Origin of the sequence: Streptomyces xantholiticus (assembly GCF_014651015.1) — a bacterium.
Lineage (GTDB): Bacteria > Actinomycetota > Actinomycetes > Streptomycetales > Streptomycetaceae > Streptomyces > Streptomyces xantholiticus.
In genome coordinates this window covers 87,975-109,123 of the sequence record NZ_BMWB01000020.1, presented here as the reverse complement: position 1 = coordinate 109,123, position 21,149 = coordinate 87,975, and the positions used below count along the sequence as shown (strand labels likewise).

General features: G+C 71.0%; 21 protein-coding genes. 11 read left to right on the top strand and 10 right to left on the bottom strand.

The window, feature by feature from the left end; translation table 11 throughout:
* Positions 1–67 precede the first annotated feature (67 nt).
* From IE198_RS25610 to IE198_RS25600, 3 genes are read left to right on the top strand one after another with little or no spacing between them, the layout of a single operon-like run.
* Positions 68–1,585: a DEAD/DEAH box helicase gene (locus tag IE198_RS25610; protein ID WP_189890567.1), complete on the top strand. Its 1,518-nt coding sequence runs from the start codon at positions 68–70 to the stop codon at positions 1,583–1,585.
* A 46-nt stretch (positions 1,586–1,631) separates the two neighbouring features.
* Entirely contained in the window at positions 1,632–2,075 is a 444-nt protein-coding gene (locus tag IE198_RS25605) for a CBS domain-containing protein (RefSeq protein ID WP_189890565.1), read from the top strand.
* A gap of 6 nt (positions 2,076–2,081) precedes the next feature.
* Positions 2,082–2,390, top strand: coding sequence for an SCO5918 family protein (locus IE198_RS25600; RefSeq protein WP_189890563.1), 309 nt, complete (start codon positions 2,082–2,084; stop codon positions 2,388–2,390).
* A 142-nt stretch (positions 2,391–2,532) separates the two neighbouring features.
* Here the strand turns inward: IE198_RS25600 and IE198_RS25595 are convergent, their stop codons facing one another.
* Positions 2,533–2,907 (bottom strand): GvpU-like protein, encoded by a 375-nt coding sequence (locus IE198_RS25595; RefSeq protein ID WP_100108196.1) that lies wholly within the window; start codon positions 2,905–2,907, stop codon positions 2,533–2,535.
* A 666-nt stretch (positions 2,908–3,573) separates the two neighbouring features.
* Here IE198_RS25595 and IE198_RS25590 point away from each other — a divergent pair.
* Together IE198_RS25590 and IE198_RS25585 are read left to right on the top strand one after the other, a co-directional pair.
* Positions 3,574–3,912 (top strand): helix-turn-helix domain-containing protein, encoded by a 339-nt coding sequence (locus IE198_RS25590; protein WP_189890561.1) that lies wholly within the window; start codon positions 3,574–3,576, stop codon positions 3,910–3,912.
* Positions 3,913–4,449: 537 nt separating this feature from the next.
* Positions 4,450–4,719 (top strand): hypothetical protein, encoded by a 270-nt coding sequence (locus tag IE198_RS25585; RefSeq protein ID WP_189890559.1) that lies wholly within the window; start codon positions 4,450–4,452, stop codon positions 4,717–4,719.
* Positions 4,720–4,755: 36 nt separating this feature from the next.
* On the opposite strand, the gene IE198_RS25580 is transcribed toward IE198_RS25585, so the two are convergent.
* Positions 4,756–6,117, bottom strand: coding sequence for an NAD(P)-binding domain-containing protein (locus IE198_RS25580; protein ID WP_189890557.1), 1,362 nt, complete (start codon positions 6,115–6,117; stop codon positions 4,756–4,758).
* Between the two features lie 152 nt (positions 6,118–6,269).
* Between IE198_RS25580 and IE198_RS25575 the strand changes: the two genes are divergently transcribed.
* The 3 genes from IE198_RS25575 (at position 6,270) to IE198_RS25560 (ending at position 8,471) form a co-directional block, all read left to right on the top strand.
* Positions 6,270–6,629 carry an ArsR/SmtB family transcription factor gene (locus IE198_RS25575; protein ID WP_189890556.1) on the top strand — a complete coding sequence of 120 codons (360 nt, stop codon included), beginning with the start codon at positions 6,270–6,272 and terminating at the stop codon, positions 6,627–6,629.
* Positions 6,630–7,035: 406 nt separating this feature from the next.
* Positions 7,036–8,154, top strand: coding sequence for a phosphate ABC transporter substrate-binding protein PstS (gene pstS / locus IE198_RS25565; RefSeq protein ID WP_189890555.1), 1,119 nt, complete (start codon positions 7,036–7,038; stop codon positions 8,152–8,154).
* Positions 8,155–8,261: 107 nt separating this feature from the next.
* Positions 8,262–8,471 (top strand): DUF5988 family protein, encoded by a 210-nt coding sequence (locus IE198_RS25560; protein ID WP_189890554.1) that lies wholly within the window; start codon positions 8,262–8,264, stop codon positions 8,469–8,471.
* A gap of 29 nt (positions 8,472–8,500) precedes the next feature.
* On the opposite strand, the gene IE198_RS25555 is transcribed toward IE198_RS25560, so the two are convergent.
* From IE198_RS25555 to IE198_RS25535, 5 genes are all read right to left on the bottom strand, one after another.
* Positions 8,501–9,028, bottom strand: coding sequence for a hypothetical protein (locus IE198_RS25555; protein WP_229834317.1), 528 nt, complete (start codon positions 9,026–9,028; stop codon positions 8,501–8,503).
* Between the two features lie 2 nt (positions 9,029–9,030).
* Complete coding sequence (locus IE198_RS25550) at positions 9,031–13,773, bottom strand: putative T7SS-secreted protein (RefSeq protein WP_189890553.1); 4,743 nt, start codon at positions 13,771–13,773, stop codon at positions 9,031–9,033.
* Between the two features lie 3 nt (positions 13,774–13,776).
* Positions 13,777–14,424: a hypothetical protein gene (locus IE198_RS25545; RefSeq protein ID WP_189890552.1), complete on the bottom strand. Its 648-nt coding sequence runs from the start codon at positions 14,422–14,424 to the stop codon at positions 13,777–13,779.
* Positions 14,424–14,846 carry an SseB family protein gene (locus IE198_RS25540; RefSeq protein WP_189890551.1) on the bottom strand — a complete coding sequence of 141 codons (423 nt, stop codon included), beginning with the start codon at positions 14,844–14,846 and terminating at the stop codon, positions 14,424–14,426. The genes IE198_RS25545 and IE198_RS25540 overlap by 1 nt, the downstream gene beginning before the upstream one ends.
* Positions 14,847–14,990: 144 nt before the next feature.
* Positions 14,991–16,688 (bottom strand): ricin-type beta-trefoil lectin domain protein, encoded by a 1,698-nt coding sequence (locus IE198_RS25535; protein ID WP_189890550.1) that lies wholly within the window; start codon positions 16,686–16,688, stop codon positions 14,991–14,993.
* 217 nt (positions 16,689–16,905) lie between these two features.
* Here IE198_RS25535 and IE198_RS25530 point away from each other — a divergent pair, with 217 nt between their 5' ends.
* From IE198_RS25530 to IE198_RS25520, 3 genes are all read left to right on the top strand, one after another.
* Positions 16,906–17,685 (top strand): DUF72 domain-containing protein, encoded by a 780-nt coding sequence (locus IE198_RS25530; protein WP_189890549.1) that lies wholly within the window; start codon positions 16,906–16,908, stop codon positions 17,683–17,685.
* Positions 17,686–17,836: 151 nt separating this feature from the next.
* Positions 17,837–18,382, top strand: a complete 546-nt coding sequence (locus tag IE198_RS25525) for a potassium channel family protein (RefSeq protein WP_373299972.1) — start codon at positions 17,837–17,839, stop codon at positions 18,380–18,382.
* A gap of 113 nt (positions 18,383–18,495) precedes the next feature.
* Positions 18,496–19,359, top strand: a complete 864-nt coding sequence (locus IE198_RS25520) for an SAM-dependent methyltransferase (RefSeq protein ID WP_229834315.1) — start codon at positions 18,496–18,498, stop codon at positions 19,357–19,359.
* A 10-nt stretch (positions 19,360–19,369) separates the two neighbouring features.
* Here IE198_RS25520 and IE198_RS25515 read toward each other — a convergent pair whose 3' ends face one another.
* From IE198_RS25515 to IE198_RS25505, 3 genes are all read right to left on the bottom strand, one after another.
* Complete coding sequence (locus IE198_RS25515; protein WP_189890548.1) at positions 19,370–19,552, bottom strand: hypothetical protein; 183 nt, start codon at positions 19,550–19,552, stop codon at positions 19,370–19,372.
* A gap of 27 nt (positions 19,553–19,579) precedes the next feature.
* A complete protein-coding gene (locus IE198_RS25510; protein WP_189890546.1) occupies positions 19,580–20,146 on the bottom strand; it encodes a PadR family transcriptional regulator in 567 nt (188 codons plus the stop codon).
* An 88-nt stretch (positions 20,147–20,234) separates the two neighbouring features.
* Positions 20,235–21,119, bottom strand: a complete 885-nt coding sequence (locus tag IE198_RS25505) for a septum formation family protein (protein ID WP_189890544.1) — start codon at positions 21,117–21,119, stop codon at positions 20,235–20,237.
* Between the last annotated feature and the right edge of the window lie 30 nt (positions 21,120–21,149).

Below are 21,149 nucleotides of genomic sequence, written 5' to 3'. Positions count from 1 at the left end.
TGCGATTCTCTGCGCCGTTCATCCAGCAGAAATTCCTTGATACGTGCCGCTTCGAGGAAGGTTCTGCATGAACCGCACACGTACGAACGACCGTTCCACCCGCACCCGTAACGCCGGTTCCTACTCCGGAAAGGGCGGCAGCCGCTCGGGCACCTCGGCCTCCAACCGCTCCCGCACGGCGGGCCGTTCCGGTGGCTACGGGCGCCGTCCCGCCGCGCCCCAGGGCGAGTTCGCCCCGCCCGTGACGGTCACCCCCGCGCTGCCCGCCGTCGAGGCGTTCGCCGATCTCGACATGCCTCGGCCGTTGCTGGCCGCGCTCGTCACCGAAGGCGTGACCGTCCCGTTCCCGATCCAGGCGGCGACCCTCCCGAACTCCCTCGCGGTTCGTGACGTACTCGGCCGCGGACGCACCGGGTCCGGCAAGACCCTCGCCTTCGGCCTGGCGCTGCTGGCCCGTACGGCCGGCCGGCGGGCCGAGCCCCGGCAGCCGCTGGCCCTGGTGCTGGTGCCCACCCGGGAGCTGGCGCAGCAGGTCACCGACGCGCTCACTCCCTACGCCCGCTCCGTGCGGTTGCGGCTGGCCACGGTGGTCGGCGGGATGTCGATCGGCAGGCAGGCCAGTGCGCTGCGAGGTGGGGCGGAGGTCGTCATCGCGACGCCGGGCAGGCTGAAGGACCTCATCGAGCGGGGCGACTGCCGCCTGGACCAGGTGGACATCACCGTCCTGGACGAGGCCGACCAGATGGCGGACATGGGCTTCATGCCGCAGGTCACGGCGCTGCTGGACCAGGTACGTCCCGGGGGGCAGCGGATGCTGTTCTCGGCAACCCTGGACCGAAACGTCGACCTTCTGGTCCGCAGGTACCTGTCCGACCCGGTGGTCCACTCCGTCGACCCGTCCGCGGGTGCGGTCACGACGATGGAGCACCACGTGCTCCATGTGCACGGTGCGGACAAGCATCGGGCGACGACGGAGATCGCGGCCCGGGAGGGCCGGGTGATCATGTTCCTGGACACCAAGCATGCCGTCGACCGGCTCACCGGCCACCTGCTGAACAGCGGTGTACGGGCCGCCGCCCTCCACGGCGGAAAGTCGCAGCCGCAGCGCAATCGGACCCTGGCCCAGTTCAAGACGGGGCATGTGACGGTCCTGGTGGCGACGAATGTCGCGGCACGCGGGATCCACGTCGACAATCTCGACCTCGTGGTCAACGTGGACCCGCCCAGCGACCACAAGGACTACATCCACCGCGGAGGCCGCACGGCGCGCGCCGGCGAGTCCGGTCTCGTCGTCACCCTGGTGACGCCCGATCAGCGCCGCGGCATGACCCGCCTGATGTCCGATGCCGGCATCCGCCCGCACACCACCCAGGTCCGCTCGGGCGAGGCCGAACTGAGCCGCATCACCGGCGCGCGGACTCCCTCGGGCGTCCCCGTCGTCATCACGGCACCCGTGACCGAGCGCCCAGGACGCAGCGCCTCCGCCTCGCGTGGTCGCCGCGGCCGTACCGCAAGGAACGGCCGGACCGGCCAGGCGGCGCGCCGCACGGCCCAGCGGCAGTCCGCCTTCGACGCGGCGGCCTAGAACTTCCGCGCCCAGAAACCTCGACCCACTTCCGCAGGAGGCACTTTTGACGCTGGTCCAGACGAAGCCGCGCCCGGCGCGTTCCACCGCAAGGACCGTGGTCGACGCCATGGACGCGCCCGGACCGCAGGTCTGGGACGACATGACGGTGGAGGTGGCCCTGTCCGTCATGGCCGGTGCCCGTGCGCAGCACCTGCTGGTCAGTGACGAGGACGGCCGGTGCACGGGCCTGATCACTCGGTCCCAGCTCACTGGCGTCCGCGACAGCTGCGCCTACACGGACCGGGTCCGTCTGCGGGACGTCCTCGGCGAGGCAGGACCGTTCCCCTCGCCCGTGACCATGCTGGTCGAAGCGGAGCACGCGATGCGGTACCGGCAGCTCGGATCGTCGCCCGTGGTCGACGAACACGGTTGCGCCGTGGGCGTTCTCACCCTCCCGCACCGATCTGCCGGCGTTCCCCCGGCCGGACCCTTCTCCGTCAACCTGTGAGGCACCATGCGCTGCGTCATCGCCCGTTTCCCGTTCGACCTGTCCAAGAGCGGGGTGCTGGCGTCGATGAAGGGCGTCAGGCCCGAACCGATCACGGGTGACTCCGTGATCATCGGCCGCCGCCACTACCCCGTGATGCAAGTGGGCGAAGTCATCACCCGGCAGGACCGTCGTGACTTCACCGCCGGCGAAGTCACCAGGGCTGTGACCCGCCTCGGCTTCACGTGCCGTACCCAACCCGTCGCCACGCCCGCGCGTGACCTCACTCCCTTCGAGGAAGCGGTCGCCATGCTCGGCAACTCCTCCGCCGTGTAGCAGGCAGAAGAGGCGAAAGCAGGGAGACAGGACGCGACAAGGGCTCGACCGGCACAGGCCGGTCGAGCCCTTGTCGCGTTCGGCGTCCGGTCGGCACGACGGCGCCGGCCGGGGCCGGCCCCGTAGGGCCGGTGGCCGTGGCTCAGTGGTCGGAGTAGCTGAAGTCGCCGACGGTCCAGCCGCTGACGTCCTTGATCGCGACGCGGTACATCCCGCCCGTCTCGGGAATCCCGACGCTGCCCTGGAGGATCCGGGCGACATGGAAGTGCAGATGAGTGGGCGGCTCGCCGCGGTGGGGCCGCCCTCGGGTCTGCTCGGCGGAGAAGACGCCGGAGAACGGGCGGAGGCGTTCCGAGTCCCTCAGCACCTCCGACACACGCTCCCGCCACACGGCTTCGGGTGCCAGCCGTCCGGTGATGACGGCGCCGCCGATGACCACGGTCAGGGACATCTGATTGCTCTGCTCGGACTCCACCGTGGCGGCGATGTCAACGAGGAGTTCGTCAGCGTTCGACATGAGAGCCGATTCTATTCATCGCCGCGTCGGGCGGGGCCCACCGGCCGTCGCACGCGGCGGCACTCCCCGCGGCGTGCGGTGACCCGGACCGGACGAGCGGGGAAACTCCCCTCGCTGCACGGAGATTACCTCGGCCACGGACGTCCAAAATCTATGCTTGCCACAGTAGACATTGGACTGCTGCCCGGCTAACGTTTCTTCCGTAGACGGAGTCAATGAGACCCGGCAGAGACGAACTGGCGGGTAGCAGTACGAGAAGTTCGCAGGACGGTGCGACTGCGGAGTTCCGAAGCCACGATGTTTCGCAGGACGGCGACGGGACTGGCAGGCGCACCGGGCAGCCCGCAGGTCGAGGGGCTGCCGACAGCAACACCAGCAGTTCGCATCACCAGCCAGTAGCAAGTTCGACAGAGGAATGGAGGAAGCAGACGCCATCAGGATCGCCCGGGCAAGGAGGAACCGCCCGGGTACCGCAAGACCCCGGAATGGAAGGTGGTCCCCGGTCACGCATCCGCGATCCCCGCACACTCGCCCTCTCCAGGGCGGAGTGGCGGACACAGCAGGTCGGCACAGCAAGTAGAGCCGACAGATGGTGTTGAATTTCCTTCGGGGCCCTGGTGCTGTACGGCACCAGGGCCCCTCGACGCGTTGCACAACGAGGTGAGAATGACAGCAGACACTCCACTCGGTGGTCGCCTGGACGACGACGACTACCCCGCGTACACCATGGGACGTGCCGCCGAGATGCTCGGCACCACTCCCGGCTTTCTCCGCGCCATCGGTGAGGCCCGGCTCATCACCCCGCTCCGCTCGGAGGGCGGACACCGCCGCTACTCCCGCTACCAGCTTCGGATCGCCGCCCGCGCCCGCGAACTCGTCGACGAAGGCATGCCGGTCGAGGCCGCCTGCCGCATCGTCATCCTCGAGGACCAGCTCGAGGAGGCCCAGCGCATCAACGCCGAGTTCCGCCGCGCGGCGGCCGCAGAGCGCGACGGGTCCCAGTGAGCCCGCCCGGGCCCGGAGCCCGGCTGGAGCCCACGGGTTCGTCGCCCCCCGGAACGTCGCGGGCAGGGACGGAGTCCGACAGTGCCGTGCGCGCCGCGCCCTGTCCGCTGCCCCGGGGCCACCGGCCGCCGATGCAGCCGGTGGCCCCGCGCCCGAGTGGCTGCGTACACCCTGGCGGTCGGCTGCCGGAGTAGGCTGAGACCACCAGGAACGTGTCTCACGCCGGCTCTCGTGCCGGCCTCGTTCTCTGCGAACAGTTGCACCGGGATGTCGAAAAACGGCCCGGGCCGGATCCTCATGACCGTGATCATCGGCCGTCCGACCTCGACGAACGCGGCGCCTTGTCACCGGCCGCCTCTCTGCGACCCGGGCCGGACCGATCGGGAACCTCCGTGAGGCGGCCGTGCGTCACAGGAGCCGCTCCCGCCCGGACGCGCCGACGTACGTGTCGTCGCCGCGTCCCCCGAAGTGGGGCGCCAGGTGGGGGGCATCACCCAACTTCACACCGCGGCGGTGCCGGAAAGGAGGAGCCGTGCCATGGCGACACTGCACGAGCGACAGGAATACCGGATGAGGATCATGAAGACGCTCTACGCCGCCATGGAGGCCAACCGCTCGAGTGTGACGGGGGCCAACCTGCGCGACGACCTCGGCATACCTGAGCCGGACCTGGCCACGGCGTGCACCTACCTGGCGGACGAGGGAATGCTCCTGGTCGACTGGACGACGCACAACTCGCCCGCAACGGTCACGCTGACGCATCAGGGAATCCGGCTCATGGAGGCCGAGGAGGAGGGCCGCGGTTGACGCAGCCGCTCCATGCCTCCAGCGCGGTCCAGCGGTTCAGCAGCCACCGGAGGCGGAGGGCGCCGGGGCGCCGATCCGGAGGGCGGCGGGGGTCGAGCAGCAACCGCCGCCCTCGGCCGACCGAGCCGCCGCGGGCTCGTCGAAGAGGCCGGCGCCGCCGCAGACCCCGGTCTCGGGGAGGGTGAGTTCGACGCGCTCGGCGGCCTCGCGATCCCCCGCGATCGCCGCCGCGATGGAACGGACCTGCTCGTAGCCGGTCATCGCGAGGAAGGTGGGGGCGCGGCCGTAGGACTTCATGCCGACGAGGTAGACGTCCTTCTCGGGGTGGGAGAGCTCGTTCACGCCGTGCGGGTACACCGTGCCGCAGGAGTGCTGGTTGGGGTCGATCAGCGGAGCGAGTTCGACCGGGGCCTGAAGACGTTCGTCGAGACCCAGCCGGAGCTCGTCGAGGAAGAACAGCTCGGGACGGAAGCCGGTGAGGCCGATGACCTCGTCGACCGGGTCCAGGCGCCGGCCGTCCTCCGCCACCAGCACCAGCCGGTCGCCGTCGTTCTCGACATGGGCGGTGCGGAAGCCGGTGACGGCGTCGGCGTCCCCGTTGTCCACAGCCGCCTTGGCCGCCAGACCGAGCGCGCCGCGGGCGGGCAGTTGGTCGGCCTCGCCGCCGCCGAAGGTGGAGCCGCTGATACCGCGGCGCAGGATCCACACCGCGTGGGTGCCCGGCTCGTCCTCGGCAAGGTCGGCCAGGGACGCGAGGGCGGTGAAGGCGGAGGCGCCGGAGCCGATGACGGCGATGCGCCTGCCCGCGTAACGAGCGCGTACGGCGGGGTCCCTGAGGTCCGGGACGCGGTACGAGACACGGTCGGCGGCCGCGCGCTCGCCCAGGGCGGGCAGCCCGTCCCCGCCGATGGGGCCGGGGGCGTTCCAGGTGCCCGAGGCGTCGATGACGGCACGCGCCGTGATGCGCGCCTCCGTCCCGTCGCCGTACGAGACGTGCACGGTGAAGGGCTGCTGCTCGCGGTCGGCGTCGACGACGCGGTCACGGCTCAGGCGCGAGACTCCGGTGACGCGGGCTTCGGTGCGGATCCTTTCGCCGAGAACATCGGCGAGCGGCTGGAGGTAGCGCTCGGCCCAGTCGCCGCCGGTGGGACACGTGGCACCGTCGGGGGCGGTCCAGCCCGTGGGGGCCAGCAGCTTCTCGGCCGCCGGGTCGACGAGTTCGGCCCAGGTGGAGAACAGCCGCACGTGCGACCACTCGCGCACGGCGCTGCCCGCGGTCGGTCCCGCCTCCAGGACCAGGGGCTCGATGTCGCGTTCGACCAGGTGGGCGGCGGCCGCCAGACCGACGGGACCGGCTCCGATGACGACGACGGGCAGTGCGGAGGGGTGCGAGCTCATGGGTGAGGGCCTCTCTCTTATTTCGAGATCCGTCGATGCCTTGAGGGATCAGCATGGCAGTTGATTCGATAAGCGTCAACATAGACGTTCATCGAATCCATGTCCGGCAGTGCACCCTCGCCCGTTGATTCGATATGTGTCAACATAGCTGTATGTCGAATGCCAAGGTGCTCCCGGTTCTGGAGCCGGCCGTCGAGCCGTGCTGCCCGCCGCTGACCGAGCGGCCCCTCACGGCACAGGAGGCGATCCGCACGGCCGCGATGTTCAAGGCGCTCGGTGACCCGGTACGGCTGCGGCTGTTCTCCGCCGTCGCCTCCCACGAGGGCGGCGAGGCGTGCGTCTGCGACATCTCCGACGTCGGCGTCTCCCAGCCCACGGTGAGCCACCACCTGAAGAAGCTGAAGGAGGCGGGCCTGCTCACCTCCGAGCGGCGCGGCACCTGGGTCTACTACCGGGTCGAACCTTCCGTCCTGGCGGCCATGGGTCACATCCTCGGCCGGTACGCCGCCTGACCCGGCGGGTGGCGTGCCCCTCGAAGCCGCTGCCGGCGCGCTCCCGCACGGTGCTGCGCGCACCGTCGCGGCCGACCACGTACCGGGCTTTTCACGCTCTCCTCGGCTCCGTCGCGATGCCTCAACAGGCAGGAGACGAACCCGCCTTCGGATGTCGAATCCAGCAGCTCGGTGCCTCGCCCGCGGGCCTGCCACTGGTCTCGAGACGCAAGCCGAGCGACCGGTCGGCCCCGCACCCACGACCAGCACATCGAACGACGGTCGGCGGTCATGACAGCGGTCCGCCGCGTCATGCGTCGGCCATCCCTCGGGCCGCATCGCGTCGGCCGGTGTTCGTCGGCGCGTCACCCGGACACGCGACCATCGGCAAGCATCCAGGTGCGTGGCTCTCCGGAGAGGAACCCAGGTGCAGCATCGACCGATCCACCGTCAGCGGCTGTACGGCGTCGCGGCGGCGACAGTGGTCGGGGCACTGTGCCTCACGGCGTGCGGGCGTGGTGGAGCGAGCGACGCCCGGCCGTCCGAGACACATAACAGCAGGATCGACTGCGCGGAGACGGGGAAGATCGCAGGCTCCGGTTCCACCGCGCAGCAGAACGCGATGAAGCACTGGATGCGGGAGTACGAGAGCGCGTGCCCAGGGGTGCAGATCCGCTACGCGCCCATCGGATCCGGTGGCGGTGTGGCCCAGTTCCTGCGCGGGGCCACGGCTTTCGGCGGGACGGACACCCCACTGTCGGAGGAGGAGTTCGAGTACTCCCGTGACGTGTGCCCCGGCAGCACCGCGATCGACCTGCCGATGGTCGGCGGCCCCGTGGCCATCGGCTACAACATCGACGGCGTGGACAGCCTCGTCCTCGACGCCTCGACCGTCGCGAGGATCTTCGACTCGGAGATCACCAGGTGGAACGATCCCGAGATCCAGCGGCTGAATCCCGGGGTGCGGCTGCCGGCGACCGAGATCACGGCCGTTCACCGTTCCGACGACTCGGGCACGACTCAGAACCTCAACGCCTATCTGGCGGAAGCGGCGCCGAAGGACTGGCCGTACGAGAAGGCGAAGGCGTGGCAGGCCAAGGGCGGCCACTCGGCGGCCGGTTCCGACGGAGTCGTGTCGACGATGTTCGCGACCGACGGCTCGATCGGCTACTTCGAGCTGTCCTTCGCCGAGGCGGAAGGCCTGTCGACCGTCCGGCTGGACACCGGGGCGCCGGAGCCGGTCGTCGTGTCCGCGCAGACGGCGTCCGCCGGTATCGCGGCCGCCGAGGTGTCCGGCGACGGCAACGACGTGACGCTGAAGTTCGACTACCGCACCAAGGCTCCCGGCGCCTATCCGATCGTGCTGGTCACCTACGAGATCGTGTGCGCCGCCGGGACCCCGTCCGACGTGCTCCCGGCGCTCAGGTCCTTCCTGACCTACACCGCGAGTGAGGAAGGGCAGAAGGACCTTGCCCGGATCCACTACGCCCCGCTGCCCCCGAACGTCGCTGCGCGGGTTCGGCAGGTGGTGAGCACGCTGTCCTGACCCGCAGGATCACGTCCTCGCCGGCACGAGCGCCGCGATCTCCCGGGCCCGGTCCTCTCGGCGCGTCATGAAGGAGCCGGGCCGTCCTCCCGGGAAGACTTCCAGCCATGAACGACGACACAACGAAAGCAGTCCTGGAAGGCGGCCCCGCCGACCTCCCCGAGCGGGTCGTCTCCGTCACCGGACCCGGCGCAGACGTCAAGGTCCAGTTCCGTGGCGGGTACGAGCACTTCAGGGCGACGACGCGTCATCAGGAGACCGCAGAGGGCCCGCTGCCCGTCTACGAATGGTGGGAGCGCACCGAACTCCCCGGCTGAGGGCACCGGGCAGGCCGGTCCCCGCCGGATCAGGAACGCAGGCCGTGGTCCGACGGGGCCGGGCAGTCCTCCACCGAGATCTCGGCCACCGCGGCGTCCCGTACCTGCTCGAGGTCGGCGATGTACGGCGGCGTGTCGGGCAGGGGCCGGCAGAAGGTGACGTGGGCCGTCAGGAGGTCGTCGTCCGTACCGCCGAGCGACAGTGAGAGATACGCCAGCACCTGCCCATCGCCGAACTCCTGCTCCGCCGCTCGCAGGCAGGCGGCGATGTACGCCAGGGACCGGCGCAACAGCACGTTGGTGCGTTCCCCGGCCGCGTCGAGGGGAAGGTCGTAGTCGGTCATGCCGCGACCGTTGACCGTGGTCTCCTCCGCGAGCCGGTCGAAGTAGGAGCGGCCCTCGTCGGAGCGGAGGTCGGTGAGCACGCGGGCGCCGCTCTCCGTGACGGACCACCCCCGTTCGGCGATTTCCCGGAACATCGGAGGGATGTCCCGGGCGGACAGGCCGGTGACGTCGGCGTCCGCCAGGAGGTTCGCCATCTGCTGGTTGCTGCGCACTTCTATCCCTCGCCGAGTGCGGCGAGCCCCTTTCTGATGCCGGCGATGAAGCCGGGGTTGTTGCCGACGGCCTTCTCGATGCTGCGCGGAAGCCCGTCGAAGTTGCCGGTCTCGAAGTTGTACTGGTACTTCGCGCCCTTGTTGCTCTGGTCCTGGAAGTGCAACTGGCCCGGTCGTTGGCCCGGGTTCGGATTCTCCACGTCGATCCGGTACGGCCCATGGTTCCACAGCGTCTTGCTGGTGATCTGCGCGCCGTTCGCGCCGATCATGCCCGGGCCGTCCGGGTCCTTGATGCCGTAGAGCTCGCGGTTCTCCCTGATGCGGCGCTCGACGACGTCCGGGTGGTACGGGTCCCTCTCGAATCCGGGGGACGAGGTGTACCCCTCCCGCAGCGGGTCGTACGGGGCGAGGCCCAGCGGGTCGGCCCAGGTGTGCGGGTTGTGGACGTAGGCCACCGGATTGGGGCCGGGGGCAAGGCCGAGGGGGTCCTGCGTCAGGTAGTGGGCGGTCCGCGGGTCGTAGTGGCGGTGCAGGTTGTAGTGCAGCCCGGTCTCGGGGTCGTAGTACTGGCCCGGGAACCGCAACGGTGTGTACGTGGCGCTGTCCGACGGCCAGGCGGTCGTGCCCCACAGCGTGGTGCGCGTACGCCAGGCGATCTCGCCCGATTCGGAGACGAGTTCGGTAGGTGTTCCGACGAGGTCCGTGGCGATGGCGAAGAACCGCTCGTCGAAGGTCTGCTGCGACGCGTCCGTGCCGAGCAGACGCTCCGTCTGGGCCAGTGGTTGCAGCCCTCGGTGGTCCCAGGTCAGGATCACCGGCCGGGGCAGATCGGGAGCCCTCGTCGTCTGTTCGCACAGGGTCGTGCCGTCCCAGGTGAACAGCACCTCTTCGACTACGGTCTCCCCGTCCCCGGCCAGGCGCTGCTTCGCAGTGCGCCGGCCCAGCGGGTCGTACCGGTAGCGCCAGCGCGTCCCGTCGGGGGTGACCACTGCGGTGAGGCGGTCCTCGGCATCCCATGTGTAGCGCCAGGTGTCCGGCTTCCGCGACAGCCGGGTCTTCTGACGCAGGGTCGTACGGCCGCCGCCGTCGTGCTCGTAGCGCACAGAGCCGGCGCGGGTGAGGGAGGTGCCTTCGTAGCTGCGGGGACCGGTCGCCTCGTGGCCGTGGTGCGAGGCCGGCCACGACGCCGACGTCTGGTTGCCGGCGGCGTCGTAGGCGTACGTCTCCGTCCAGCCGGCGGCGGTCACCGCGGTCACCCGGCCCACCGGGTCGAGGTCGAAGCGGAAGGAGCCGCGCAGGGCGTCGTCGAGTACGGTCAGGTGTCCGTCGGCACGGTAGGTGTAGGCGCGCAGGTTGACGGTGCGGTCGCCGCTGGTGAGGTGCTGGGTGGTCAGACGGCCGGTCCCGTCCCGCTCCGACGCCAGGGCCAGCCTGTCGCCGAAGGCCCGGTGCCGTTCGCGGCCCGCGGCGTCGTGCGTGAAGGTGATCCGGTGGCCGCCGCTGGTCAGGTGGGTGGGCCGGCCTGCCGCGTCGTATCCGTAGGAGGTGGCCCGGCCCGTGGGGGTGACCCGGCGGACCCTGCGGCCCGCGGCGTCGTAGGCGTACGTGGTGGCGCGGCCGTCGACGACTTCGGCCTTGAGCAGGCCGCGGCGGTCGTACTGCCGGATCAGGTCGCCGTCCGCGCCGGTGGCCTCCAGCAGCCGCCCTGTGGCGTCGTACGTGTACGTGGTGACCGCTCCGGCCGCGTCCTTGCGGAGCACCTGACCGAGTGGGCCCCGCCGGTAGGAGACCGTCGTGCCGAGCGCGTCGGTGCGGGCGGTGACCTGCCCTGCCGCGTCGGTCGTGTAGTGGACGGTACGCCCGTCGAAGTCGGTCTCGGCGACCAGCCGGCCGGCCGCGTCGTACGTGTAGGACCAGCTGTGTCCGTGCGGGCCGGTGACCCTGGTCAGGCGCAGCGCCGCGTCGTGCTCGAACTCGTGGCGCACCCCGTCCGGCCCGGTGCGGGCCGCGAGCAGGTCGAAGTGCGTGTACTCGAAGCGGGTGGTCAGGCCGGCGGCGTCGGTGTGCGCGATGCAGTTGCCCTCGCCGTCGTACGTCCAGATGTCGGCGCTGCCGTCCGGGCGGACGCGCCTGGACAGTTCGCCGTCGGGAGTCCATTCGAGGGTGGTCACCGCACCGAGGGGATCGATGATGCGCACGAGCCGGCCGAAGGCGTCGCGTTCCCAGCGGGTCGTGCCGCCGAGCGGGTCGGTGACCTCCAGGGGCAGACCGGCGGGGTCGCAGCGGAACGTGGTGACGGCGCCCAGCGGATCGGTGGACGAGACGAGGTGCCCGTGCGCGTCGTAGACGTACGTGGTGGTGTGTCCGGCCGGGTCGGTCACGGCGGTGGGGTTGCCCCGATCGTCGAACTCCCGCTGCCACCGCGCTCCGTCCGCGTCGGTGAACTCGACCGGCAGGCCGCGCTCGTCCCGGACGGTGCTGATCCGGCTGCCGTCGGCACGGACGATCGTGAGCATCCGCCCCTGCTCGTCGTACGTGAAGCCGGTCGTGCGGCCGAGGGCGTCGGTCCGGGTGAGCTGGTTGCCGTGCTCGTCATGGGTGTAACGGACGGTGTTGCCGACCGGATCGGTGGTGGCGACCACCCGGCAGGCGCGGTCGATCACATGGCGGGTGGTCCGGCCGTCGGCGGTGGTCAGTGTGGTGACCCGATGGCCGGTGGACGGGTCCGGGAGGCCGTAGGAGAGGGTGAGCTGAAGGTGCCCGGCCTGACCGCCCTCGCCGATGACCCGGTCCTGGTCGTCGTAGACGTAGTCGTAGCGGCTGCGGTTCGAGTCGATCCAGGCGATGACCCGGCGGCGGTCGTCGTACTCGAAGGTGAGGGTGGCGCCGGAGGGCTTGGTGACGGTGGTGAGGTTGCAGTCCGTGTAGCCGTAGCGGACGACGGGCTGAGCGGTCCCGTCGGGAAGCAGCAGCGACAGGCCGGTCACGAGGCTGTCGGCCGCCTGGACGTCCAGGTGGTAGCCCGCCGAGTGGACGAGGGCGAGGGGCATGCCGTCGTCACCGCGGTCGAGCGTGACGGTGTGGCCGCCCCGGTCGCTGATCCGCTCGAGCCAGGCGTCCCCGTCGTCGCCGGGCTCGGCGCCGGACGGTGCGGCGAAGTGGCGTGTCAGGCCGCTCTCCGGGTCGGTGAGTGTGTAGTCGCCGTTCTCTTCACGGGTGAGCAGCCGGCGCACCGTACCGGATTCGGGGAGAGTGGCGACGCCGGGCACGGGATGCGGGTAGGTGAGCAGCAGGCCGTCGTCGGTGACGTGGACCACACCGCGCCCGTCGACCTCAAGGCGTTCGTCGACGGTCGAGGACCAGGAAGGTCCGAAGAAGCGACCGCAGGTGTAGCCGGACTCGGTACGGCGGGTGAAGGTGAGCGGCAGCGTGCCGGGGAGGACGACGTCCGTGTGCGGCAGGTACATGCGGCCGGAAGCGAGGTCCACCGGGTCGGTCTCGCCGGAGTGGCGCTGCCCGTCCGGGCGGTTGTGGGTGCCTTCGGGGGCGTCGTCGAGCACCCTGCGGGCCCGGTTGGCGTCCGAGGCCAGGTCCGCCGCCTCCGCGGCGACGCGCACGCCCTTGACTCCCGCGCCGGCACCGCCGGTGGCCGCGGTCAGCAGCAGGTCCGGCACGAGGCGGCCGAAGCCCTCGGCGGGGTCCTTCATGAAGTTGTCGAGCATCTGCTTGCCCGTACCCCACGGGTCGTTGGCCACCAGCACCAGACCGGAGGCCAGGCTGTTCAGGCTGGTGAGGTACTCGGCGGGGTGCGTGAGGTTGTACGGGTCCGTGGGGTTGACGCTGCGGACGAAGTTGACCAGGCCCGCGGTGCCCTTGACGATGCCGGCCCCGAAGTGGGTCCGCATCACCTGGAGTTCCTCCAGGCCGTCCGTCGCCTGCTCTCCGTACGAGGGCTTCGGCGGCGCCGCGTCCCGGGCGGCCTGTACCGCGGTACGGGCGGTCTCCGCCGCCGCGTTGCGCTGCTTGCGCGCCTCGGCGAGGAGCTCCTGGGCCTCCTCCATCTGCGCCTTGCCGGGGTCACTGAAGGCACCCGGCTTCGGCGGCAGGGTGGACGGGTCGCGTTCGTCCGCCGGCTGGGCGTTGTAGCGGTCGGCGGCCTTGTTGTAGTCGTCGACCTTCTTGTTGTGCGCGTCCAGGGCGTCGGAGGACGCCTTGGTGCCGGCCTTCCACTTGTCGATGGCGGTCTGCGCCTGTCGCTGCGCCCACTCCACCGTCGAGGCGAAACTCGTCAGCGCGTCCGCCGCCTTCCCGAAGGCGTCCGCGCCCTTGAACCACTTCGGCGGCTCGATCGACACCGTCTCGCGGAAGGCGTCCGCCGCCTCACCCTTGATGGCGGACGAGTCGAGGCCCTTGAGGCCCTTGCCGACGAGGTCGAACGAGGTCCGGAGATCCCGCAGGTGCGAGGCGGTCGACCGCAGTTTGGACGGGCTGCCGTAGATCAGCTTGGTCTTGTCCTCGGTCTGCCCGAGGTCCATCTCGTCGACCTCTGCGCCCATCCGGTTGGCCAGGGAACGGGACTGCTCGCGCACCCAGTCCGCGCCGGACTCCCAGCCGACGTCCTCGAGCCGGTCAGCGGTCCAGTTCCCCGCGTCCTCAACGCGATTGCCGGCCCACTCGACGCCGTCCTCGACCGCGTCCTCGACCACGTCCGGCGTGATGTCGCTGACGAAATCCCCGATACCCACGACTCAGTTCCCCCCGCTGCCGGGCTGCTGCTGTGCGGCCCGCTCCTGCGGTGAAGGGCCGAACGTGTCGTCCACCGCGCGGTCGAACGCCTCCTGGTCCACGCCGAGCATTTCGTTCAGGATCCGCGACTGGCGGCCGCCGTTGCCCTCCGTCAGCACGGCCCGGCCGGTGTCCTTCCAGGTCTGTGCGGCCTCGTCGCCGGCCCGCCGGAACGACTCCGCGCTCCAGTCCGGGTTCAGATAGTCCGGGGTGAGCACATCGCCCCAGTTCTGCTTGACGATGTCCTCTTCGGAAGCGTGCGGGTTGCCGACGGCGGCATTGACGGCGATCTTGAAGGTGCCCTGGATGTACTGGTCCTCCTCCCAGACCATTCCGGCAGCCAGCCCCAGCGTCGCCGCGATGGTGTTGGCGTCCTGGATCAGCGCCCGGACCCCCCACTCCCAGCGCTCGCAGTAGTCCTCGAAGTCCACCGACAGTCCGTGATGTCCGGCCTCCATGCCGGTCATCGCGAGGTCGGAGAAGCCCTTCCCGAGCACAGCTCCGGTACCGCTGCCGACGTCCCGCAGCTCCGCGATCGCGCCGCGCAGACCCGCGGTGATGCGCCCCGCGCTCTCCGGATCGAGTCGCAGGTCCTCCCCTCCGCCGCCCATCAGGCATCACCGTCCTCGCCGGGCACGTCGACCGCGACCGCGTCGGGCACGATGCCCCGGACCGGCGGGAACACCATCGCCCCCTCCGGATCGGCGATGTCGACCGCGACGCCCGCCGGCACGCCCATCGCCGGGACGATCTCGTCGAGCAGCCGCGCCCCGCGCATCTCGGCGAACTCCCATGACCGGCCGGTCTCCCGACCGTCGCCGGTGTCCCGTGCGCGGGCGAACCGGGCCAGGGCCGCCTCGTCGGTGAAGGCGCAGATCCAGCGCACACCGCCGAGTTCGGCGGTCCACAGGCCGCCCGCCTCGACGGGAACCAGGACAAGGGCCCGGCGCAACTCGCCCACCAGCTCACGAGGGTCGCCCGAGCCGTCCCGCCGCTCGGCGATCCGCTCCGCAAGTGCCGTGCCGTCGCTCACCTGAAGCTCCTCCCGGACGGTGGCAGACTTCCCCTCCCGTATACGTCCGACACCACGCAGAACGGCGACCGCGCGGTTCCGAGGAGCGCCCTCGCGGCGCGTCACGGACACCCGGGTCGGGCCCGGTCCCGCGGTGTCAGCCGGTCATCCGCGCGCGATCCAGCGCTGGTCGCTGTCCCCGTCCGCCGGGTCGAAGTCCAGGGTGCCGGATCCGCCCAGGGGTTCGAGGGCGAAGTCGGGGGCGATCCTGGGCCGGATCGTTCCCGCGGAGTCGACGACGAAGAGGAGGTTGATGCCGTTCCTGCCGTTGACGGAGTCGCAGGACCAGATGCCGACGCCGCGGTCGGTGGCGCCGCGGGAGTCCAGGCAGTAGTCGGTGTCGGCGCTGCTGCGCAGCAGACCGACGGGGTCCAGCCGCCACCGCTGGGTGGAGGTCCCGTCGCAGGGCACGGTCAGGACGTCCGTGCGGTCGGCCATGACGCCGCCCTCGATGTCCAGGCACAGCCCGCTGTCCGCGTTGACCACCTGGGTCCAGCCGCCGCCGACGGCGATGGGCACCGTCCGGGGCGGGCTGCTCTTCGAAGGTGCGGGCGGCGGCGGGGGCTTGGGAGCGGGGGTCGCCGTCCTGGGGGCCGAGGTGGCGGGGCTCGGTGCGGGCGACGGCTTCTTGGAGGGTTTCGCGGTGGCGGTCGCCGAAGGCGCGGGCGTGGGCAGCGTGGCGGGCGGCCGTGCTTCCCAGCCCGCGGGCTCCTTGGTACGGGCGCGGTCGCGTTCGCGGTCCGGGGCCGAGTCACCGGACGCCGTCGCCGCCCAGGTGCCCGCGGCGACGGCCACGGCCGCCACCGCGACGAGAAGGGCGAGCCTGGAGCGACGCCGGTCCCCGCTCCGCGCCGCCCCACTCGGTCGGCGAGGGTTCGCGGAGGCGATGGGCGCGGGCAGGGAGGCCCTGCTCTCCCACCGTTCGGTCAGGGCCGTCGGGTTGTGCCGCGCCCGTACGGGGCCGCCGGCCGCGTAGGCCGCGCCGCCCCACCGGAGCAGGCCCTCCGCGAGCACGGCCCGGGGGGCGTCGGCCATCCGCGCCAGCTCCCCCATGAGCCGCGCACAACTGGAGCACTCCCCCAGATGGAGCGTCAGGTCGTTGCTGCGCCGCCCGTCCCCGGGCCGGGACGCGGCATCGATGATGCGCCGGAACCCCAGGCACTTCTTGTCGCCGCCGTGCTCCAGATACGCCTGGATGTAGGCCCGGCGCATGGCGTCCTGCGCCTTGACCCGCAGTTCGGGAACGGTGTCCGTCCGGACGCCGACGAAGGTTGCGACCGTGGTGTCCGGTTCGTCGTCCACCGTCGCGTACCAGAGGATCCCTCTGCTCTCTTCCGGCAGCCGGTGGAAGCCGATGAGCATCGGGGACGTCGCCCGGAGCCGTGGGCGCGGCGATTCGGGCGTATACGGCGCTGTGGGGTCGATGTTGTCGTCGAGCCACGCCGCGAAGTCGGGTTCGAGCCTGGCCCGGCGGCTGCCGACGGCCCAGGCAAGCCCTATGCGCTGAAGCACCGTCAGCAGGTGGTGCCCCCAGCTGCCCTGGGGGTCGATGCCCCGGCACGCCTCCTGGGTGGCGAGGTCGAAGGCCTGCACCGCGAGCTGGTTGCCGGCGAGGGTGCTGCGGCCGCAGAGCATGGCATAGGCGCGCAGCGACGGCATGTGGCGGCGCTTGAGCTCCTGGGTGGCCAGGTACGCGGTCGGCGCACCGGCCCGTATGCGTTCGGTGAGTTCCGCGTCGGACAGAGCGGCGTAGCCGGGGTCCTCGTCCGCGGTGTCCGCGGCGACGTGTCGGAGCTTGGACACCCTGTTGACTCCTCGTTCAGTTGCGACGCGGCACCGCCCGACCGCGATCGGAAGCCCGCCCGGGTTACCGGCCGGAAACAGGCCCCATAGTGGAGCAGGGGAATGATCAGGGAAAGAGTTTCCTCAGGTAACAGGAGAGGGCGTAATCAAACGGCGACCGGGTCGACACGGCCCCGAAGGCGGTACGCCGGCGCCCGGCACGGGCAGGTATCACCCCATGCCCCTGTTGGTCGGAACGTCCGGATGGCAGTACAAGGACTGGCGAGGCATTCTCTATCCGCCCGGCCTTCCGCAGCGGCTGTGGCTGGAAGAGTACGCCGGGCAGTTCACCACCGTGGAGAACAACAACGCCTTCTACCGGCTGCCGACCACGGAGATCTTCGCCTCGTGGCGGGAGCGGACGCCCGACGGTTTCGTCATGGCGGTCAAGGCCAGCCGCTATCTGACGCATCTCAAACGGCTGCGCGACCCCGCGGAGCCGGTGCACCGGCTGCTCGACCGCGCCGCGGGCCTCGGTGACCGGATGGGGCCCGTGCTGCTCCAACTGCCGCCCAACTTCCGGGCGGACGTCGGCGCCCTGGACAACTGCCTCGACCACTTCCCCCGTACGGTCCGCGTGGCCGTCGAGCTCCGGCACCCGTCGTGGTGGGAGGCAGAGCCACGGCTCCGCGCGGTGCTGGAACGGCACGGCAGCGCCCTGTGCTGGGCGGACCGCGGCTCCCGCCCGGTGACGCCGCTGTGGCGCACGGCGTCATGGGGCTACGTACGCTTCCACGCCGGCCTCGCACGGCCCGCGCCACGCTACGGCCGCCAGGCGCTGCGGTCCTGGGCCGGCCGCATCGCCGACGCATGGCCGGACGCGGACGACGTGTACGTCTACTTCAACAACGATGCGGGCGGCGCGGCCGTCCTGGACGCGGCGGAGTTCGCACGGGCCGCGGGCGCACTGGGCAGGACCGTGAGCCGTACGCCTCCGGCACCGGGTGGCCGGCGCTGAGACCTGGGGCCGGATGCGGTGCTCTCCCGCACCCGTGGGGTGTGTGCGCCGTTCGGCCGCGCCCGGGTGGCGGCGGGCGGAAGGCCCGGCCGATCGTGGGCGACGACGGGTGCCGGTCGGGGCACGAGGAACCGGGGCGGGAGGCGCACGGATGACGGACGACCGCACACCGCGCCGCCCGGGGCGGACACGGCTGAGGCTGGCCGCCGTGGGCGGGGGTGTCCTGATGACGGTCGTGTACTTCGTGCTCCCCATGGAAGAGCTCGGCCCCGACCGCCCCGCCGTCAGCTGGACACTCTTCACCCTGACCCTGATGTCGATCGCGCTGCTGCTTTTCCTCGAGGTCAGGGACGTCCTCACGGACCGCCCCGGCACCCGCCCCGGGGTCGCCCTGCCTCTGCTGATGTGCCTGTCCGTGCTCGTCTTCTCCGGCGCCTATCACGCCCTCGCCAGGGATCCCGGCGAGTTCATCGGCCTGACCACCCGGGTGGACGCCCTCTACTTCACCATCACCACCCTGGCGACGGTCGGCTACGGCGACATCACCCCGAAGGGCCAGAGTGCCCGCCTGGTGACGATCCTCCAGATCCTCTACACGTTCGTCTTCCTCACCGCGGCAGCCACGGCCCTCTCCCGCTGGCTGCGCGTCCGTATGACCGCCCGCGGGCAGGAGGGCAAAGGGGGCGGGGCCGGTTGACGACCGGCCACAGTTGGCCGGCCGGATACGGGCGCCCGCCCGGCGGAGCGAAGTAGTCTCGCCACGGACGTGGCCAGGCACACCGACAGCTCGGAAGAGGCGGAGAGCGCGCTGTGATCGATGAGAACCGGCCCGAGAAGGTCTCGATACCGTACGACGTGCCGACTTCCGCACGGGCCTACGGCTGGATGCTGGGCGGCAAGGACAACTACGAGGTCGACCGCGCGTTCCTCCTCTCCACGCTGCCCGCCTTCCCGGAGTGCGTGGACATCGCCCGACAGAACCGGCAGTTCCTCTTCCGGGCGGTCCGTCATCTGACGCAGGACCTGGGAATCCGTCAGTTCCTGGACATGGGCTGCGGACTGCCCACGGACAACAACGTCCACCAAGTGGCCCGGCGCTTCGCACCGGACGCCCGCGTCGTGTACGTGGACATGGACCCGATCGTGCTCGCGCACGGACAGGCGCTGCTCGCCGACGACGCGACCACCACCGTCATCACCGCCGACATGCGGGACCAGCAGTCGGTGATCGACCATCCCGACGTGCGCCGGCTGATCGACTTCCGGAAACCGGTGGCGGTGCTGTTCCTGTCCGTGGGCCACCACCTCGTCGATGCCGACGACCCGCGCCGGATCCTGCGCACGGTCATCGACCGGGCGGCGCCGGGCAGCTGTATCGGCTTCTCGCACGTGGTCTGCGACGATCCCGTCCGTGGCGCGGAGATGACGGCGCACATCTCGTCGAGCGGCATCCCGTGGCAGACGCGGACTCCGGCCGAGGTCGACGCGCTGGTGGAGGGGCTGGTGCCGGTGGATCCGGGAATGGTCGACCTGGTCGACTGGCAGCCCGACCCCGACCAGCCGCCGCTCGCCCCGGTGCACCCGGATCTGGCCCCGTACCTCGGCGCCACCAAGGGCAGCAAGGGGATCTACGAATACGGCGGGATACTCACCGCGCCCCGGGCGCGGAGCTGACGGACGGCCGTCAGGTCAGCATGATGAACAGACCCAGCGTCAGTACGGCGACGCCGAAGCCGTACAGGGCCGGCGTCACGGCGCGGGCCTCCGCGCCCGGGTCGGTGCCGCCGACCCGGGCGAAGGCCACGGCGGATTTCAGCAACAGGGCGAGAGCGGCCACGCAGTAGACCGCGATCAAGGAGTCCGTCACGGGGCGACGATCTCACGGGGTGTCAGGTCACGCATCCCGGGACGGCTCGCCCCCCGGTACCGGGTCCGTGAGCTCGGTCAGCGTGTCCGTCAGCCACTTCGTCCAGAACGTCTCCAGTTCGATGCCGCCGCGCAGCACCACATGGCGCAGCCTGTCCTCCCTGCTCACCCGGCGTTCCGGCGGGAAGTCGCGTTCCTCGATCGCGAGGTATCCCGCCAACTGGGTCCGGTGGAGCTCCAGATGGCGTACGAGCTCCGCCTCCATGTCCGCTCCGCCCACCACCGCCGCCGCGCGCAGCCGCAGCAGCAGCGGGTCGCGGGCCTGCCGGGGGTCTTCGGGGCGGGTGACCCAGGCTGCCAGCTCCTCCCGGCCCGCGGGCAGGACCTCGTAGTCCTTCTTCTGCCCGCGGGTCGGCTGTTCGGACGGCAGGGCCCGGATGTGCCCGGCCTGCTCGAGCTTGCCCAGTTCCCGGTAGATCTGCTGGTGGGTGGCCGACCAGAAGTAGCCGATCGACTTGTCGAAGCGGCGGGTCAGCTCCAGGCCCGACGATGGCTTTTCGAGCAGGGCCGTGAGGATCGCGTGGGGCAGGGACATGGCACGCATCGTAGGACCCGCCCCGCCGAGTGACCGGGGACGGGCGGCGGGGCCCCGCGGGCGGGGGTCCCGCACGCTGCTCGGGACGTCAGCCCGCCCAGACCTCGGCCTCGTCGGCCGGGACGGTGGTGGCCAGGCCGAGTTCCTTGCGGGCGGCGACCGTCTTGTTCGGGTCGAGGCCGGTGAACGCCGGGTCGTAGGAGACGTAGAACGCGTCGACGTCGGCGGCGTTCGCGGCCTTCTTCCAGTGGGCGGCGGTCTTCTCCAGCTCCGCGCGCAGCTTGCCCGTCTCCGTGCCCTCGACGGTCGCAAGGCCCTTGAGGTGGGCGTCGAGGGCGGCGGCGACGGCCTTGGCCTGTGCCTTGTAGCCGTCGAGGTCGTCGTCGACGGTCTCCGCCTCCGGCTGGGTCGTCCACAGGGCTTCGTAGACGGCGTTGGCGCCCTTGAGGTACTCGGTCTGCCCGGGCTTCGCCGCATCCGCGTCGAGCTTCAGCGAGCCGCTGAACGTGCCCTTCTCCTTGGTGTACGAGCAGCTCACGGCGCGGTCGCCGGTCGCCCAGCTCTCCTTGGTCGGGGTGTAGTAGAAGATGTCGACGCCCGCGGGAAGGGCCCAGGTGTCCGGGGCGTACTTCCCCGCCTCGGCCGGGCAGCGCTCGTCGGCGATCGCCCAAATGGCTTCGTTGCCGGGGAACGTGTTCCCGTCGTCGAGCTTGAACTCACCGACGACCTGGCCCTCGTGCGGCTCAGCGCAGGGCACCACCTCGATGGAGAACGCCTCGCCCTCGGCCGCCTTGCTGTTCGGGTTGTAGCAGTCCCCGATGTCGAGCGAGAACACCGACCGCTGCCGGGCAACCTTCTCGGCGCCGTCCTTGGCGCTGTCGACGACTTCCGAGCACCCCACCGCGCCGACCGCGAGCAGAGCGACGACGGCAGATATGCCGCGCAGGGAACGGGACGGGGTACCAACGGCCATGGCGCGTACATCCTCTTACGGAATTCTTAT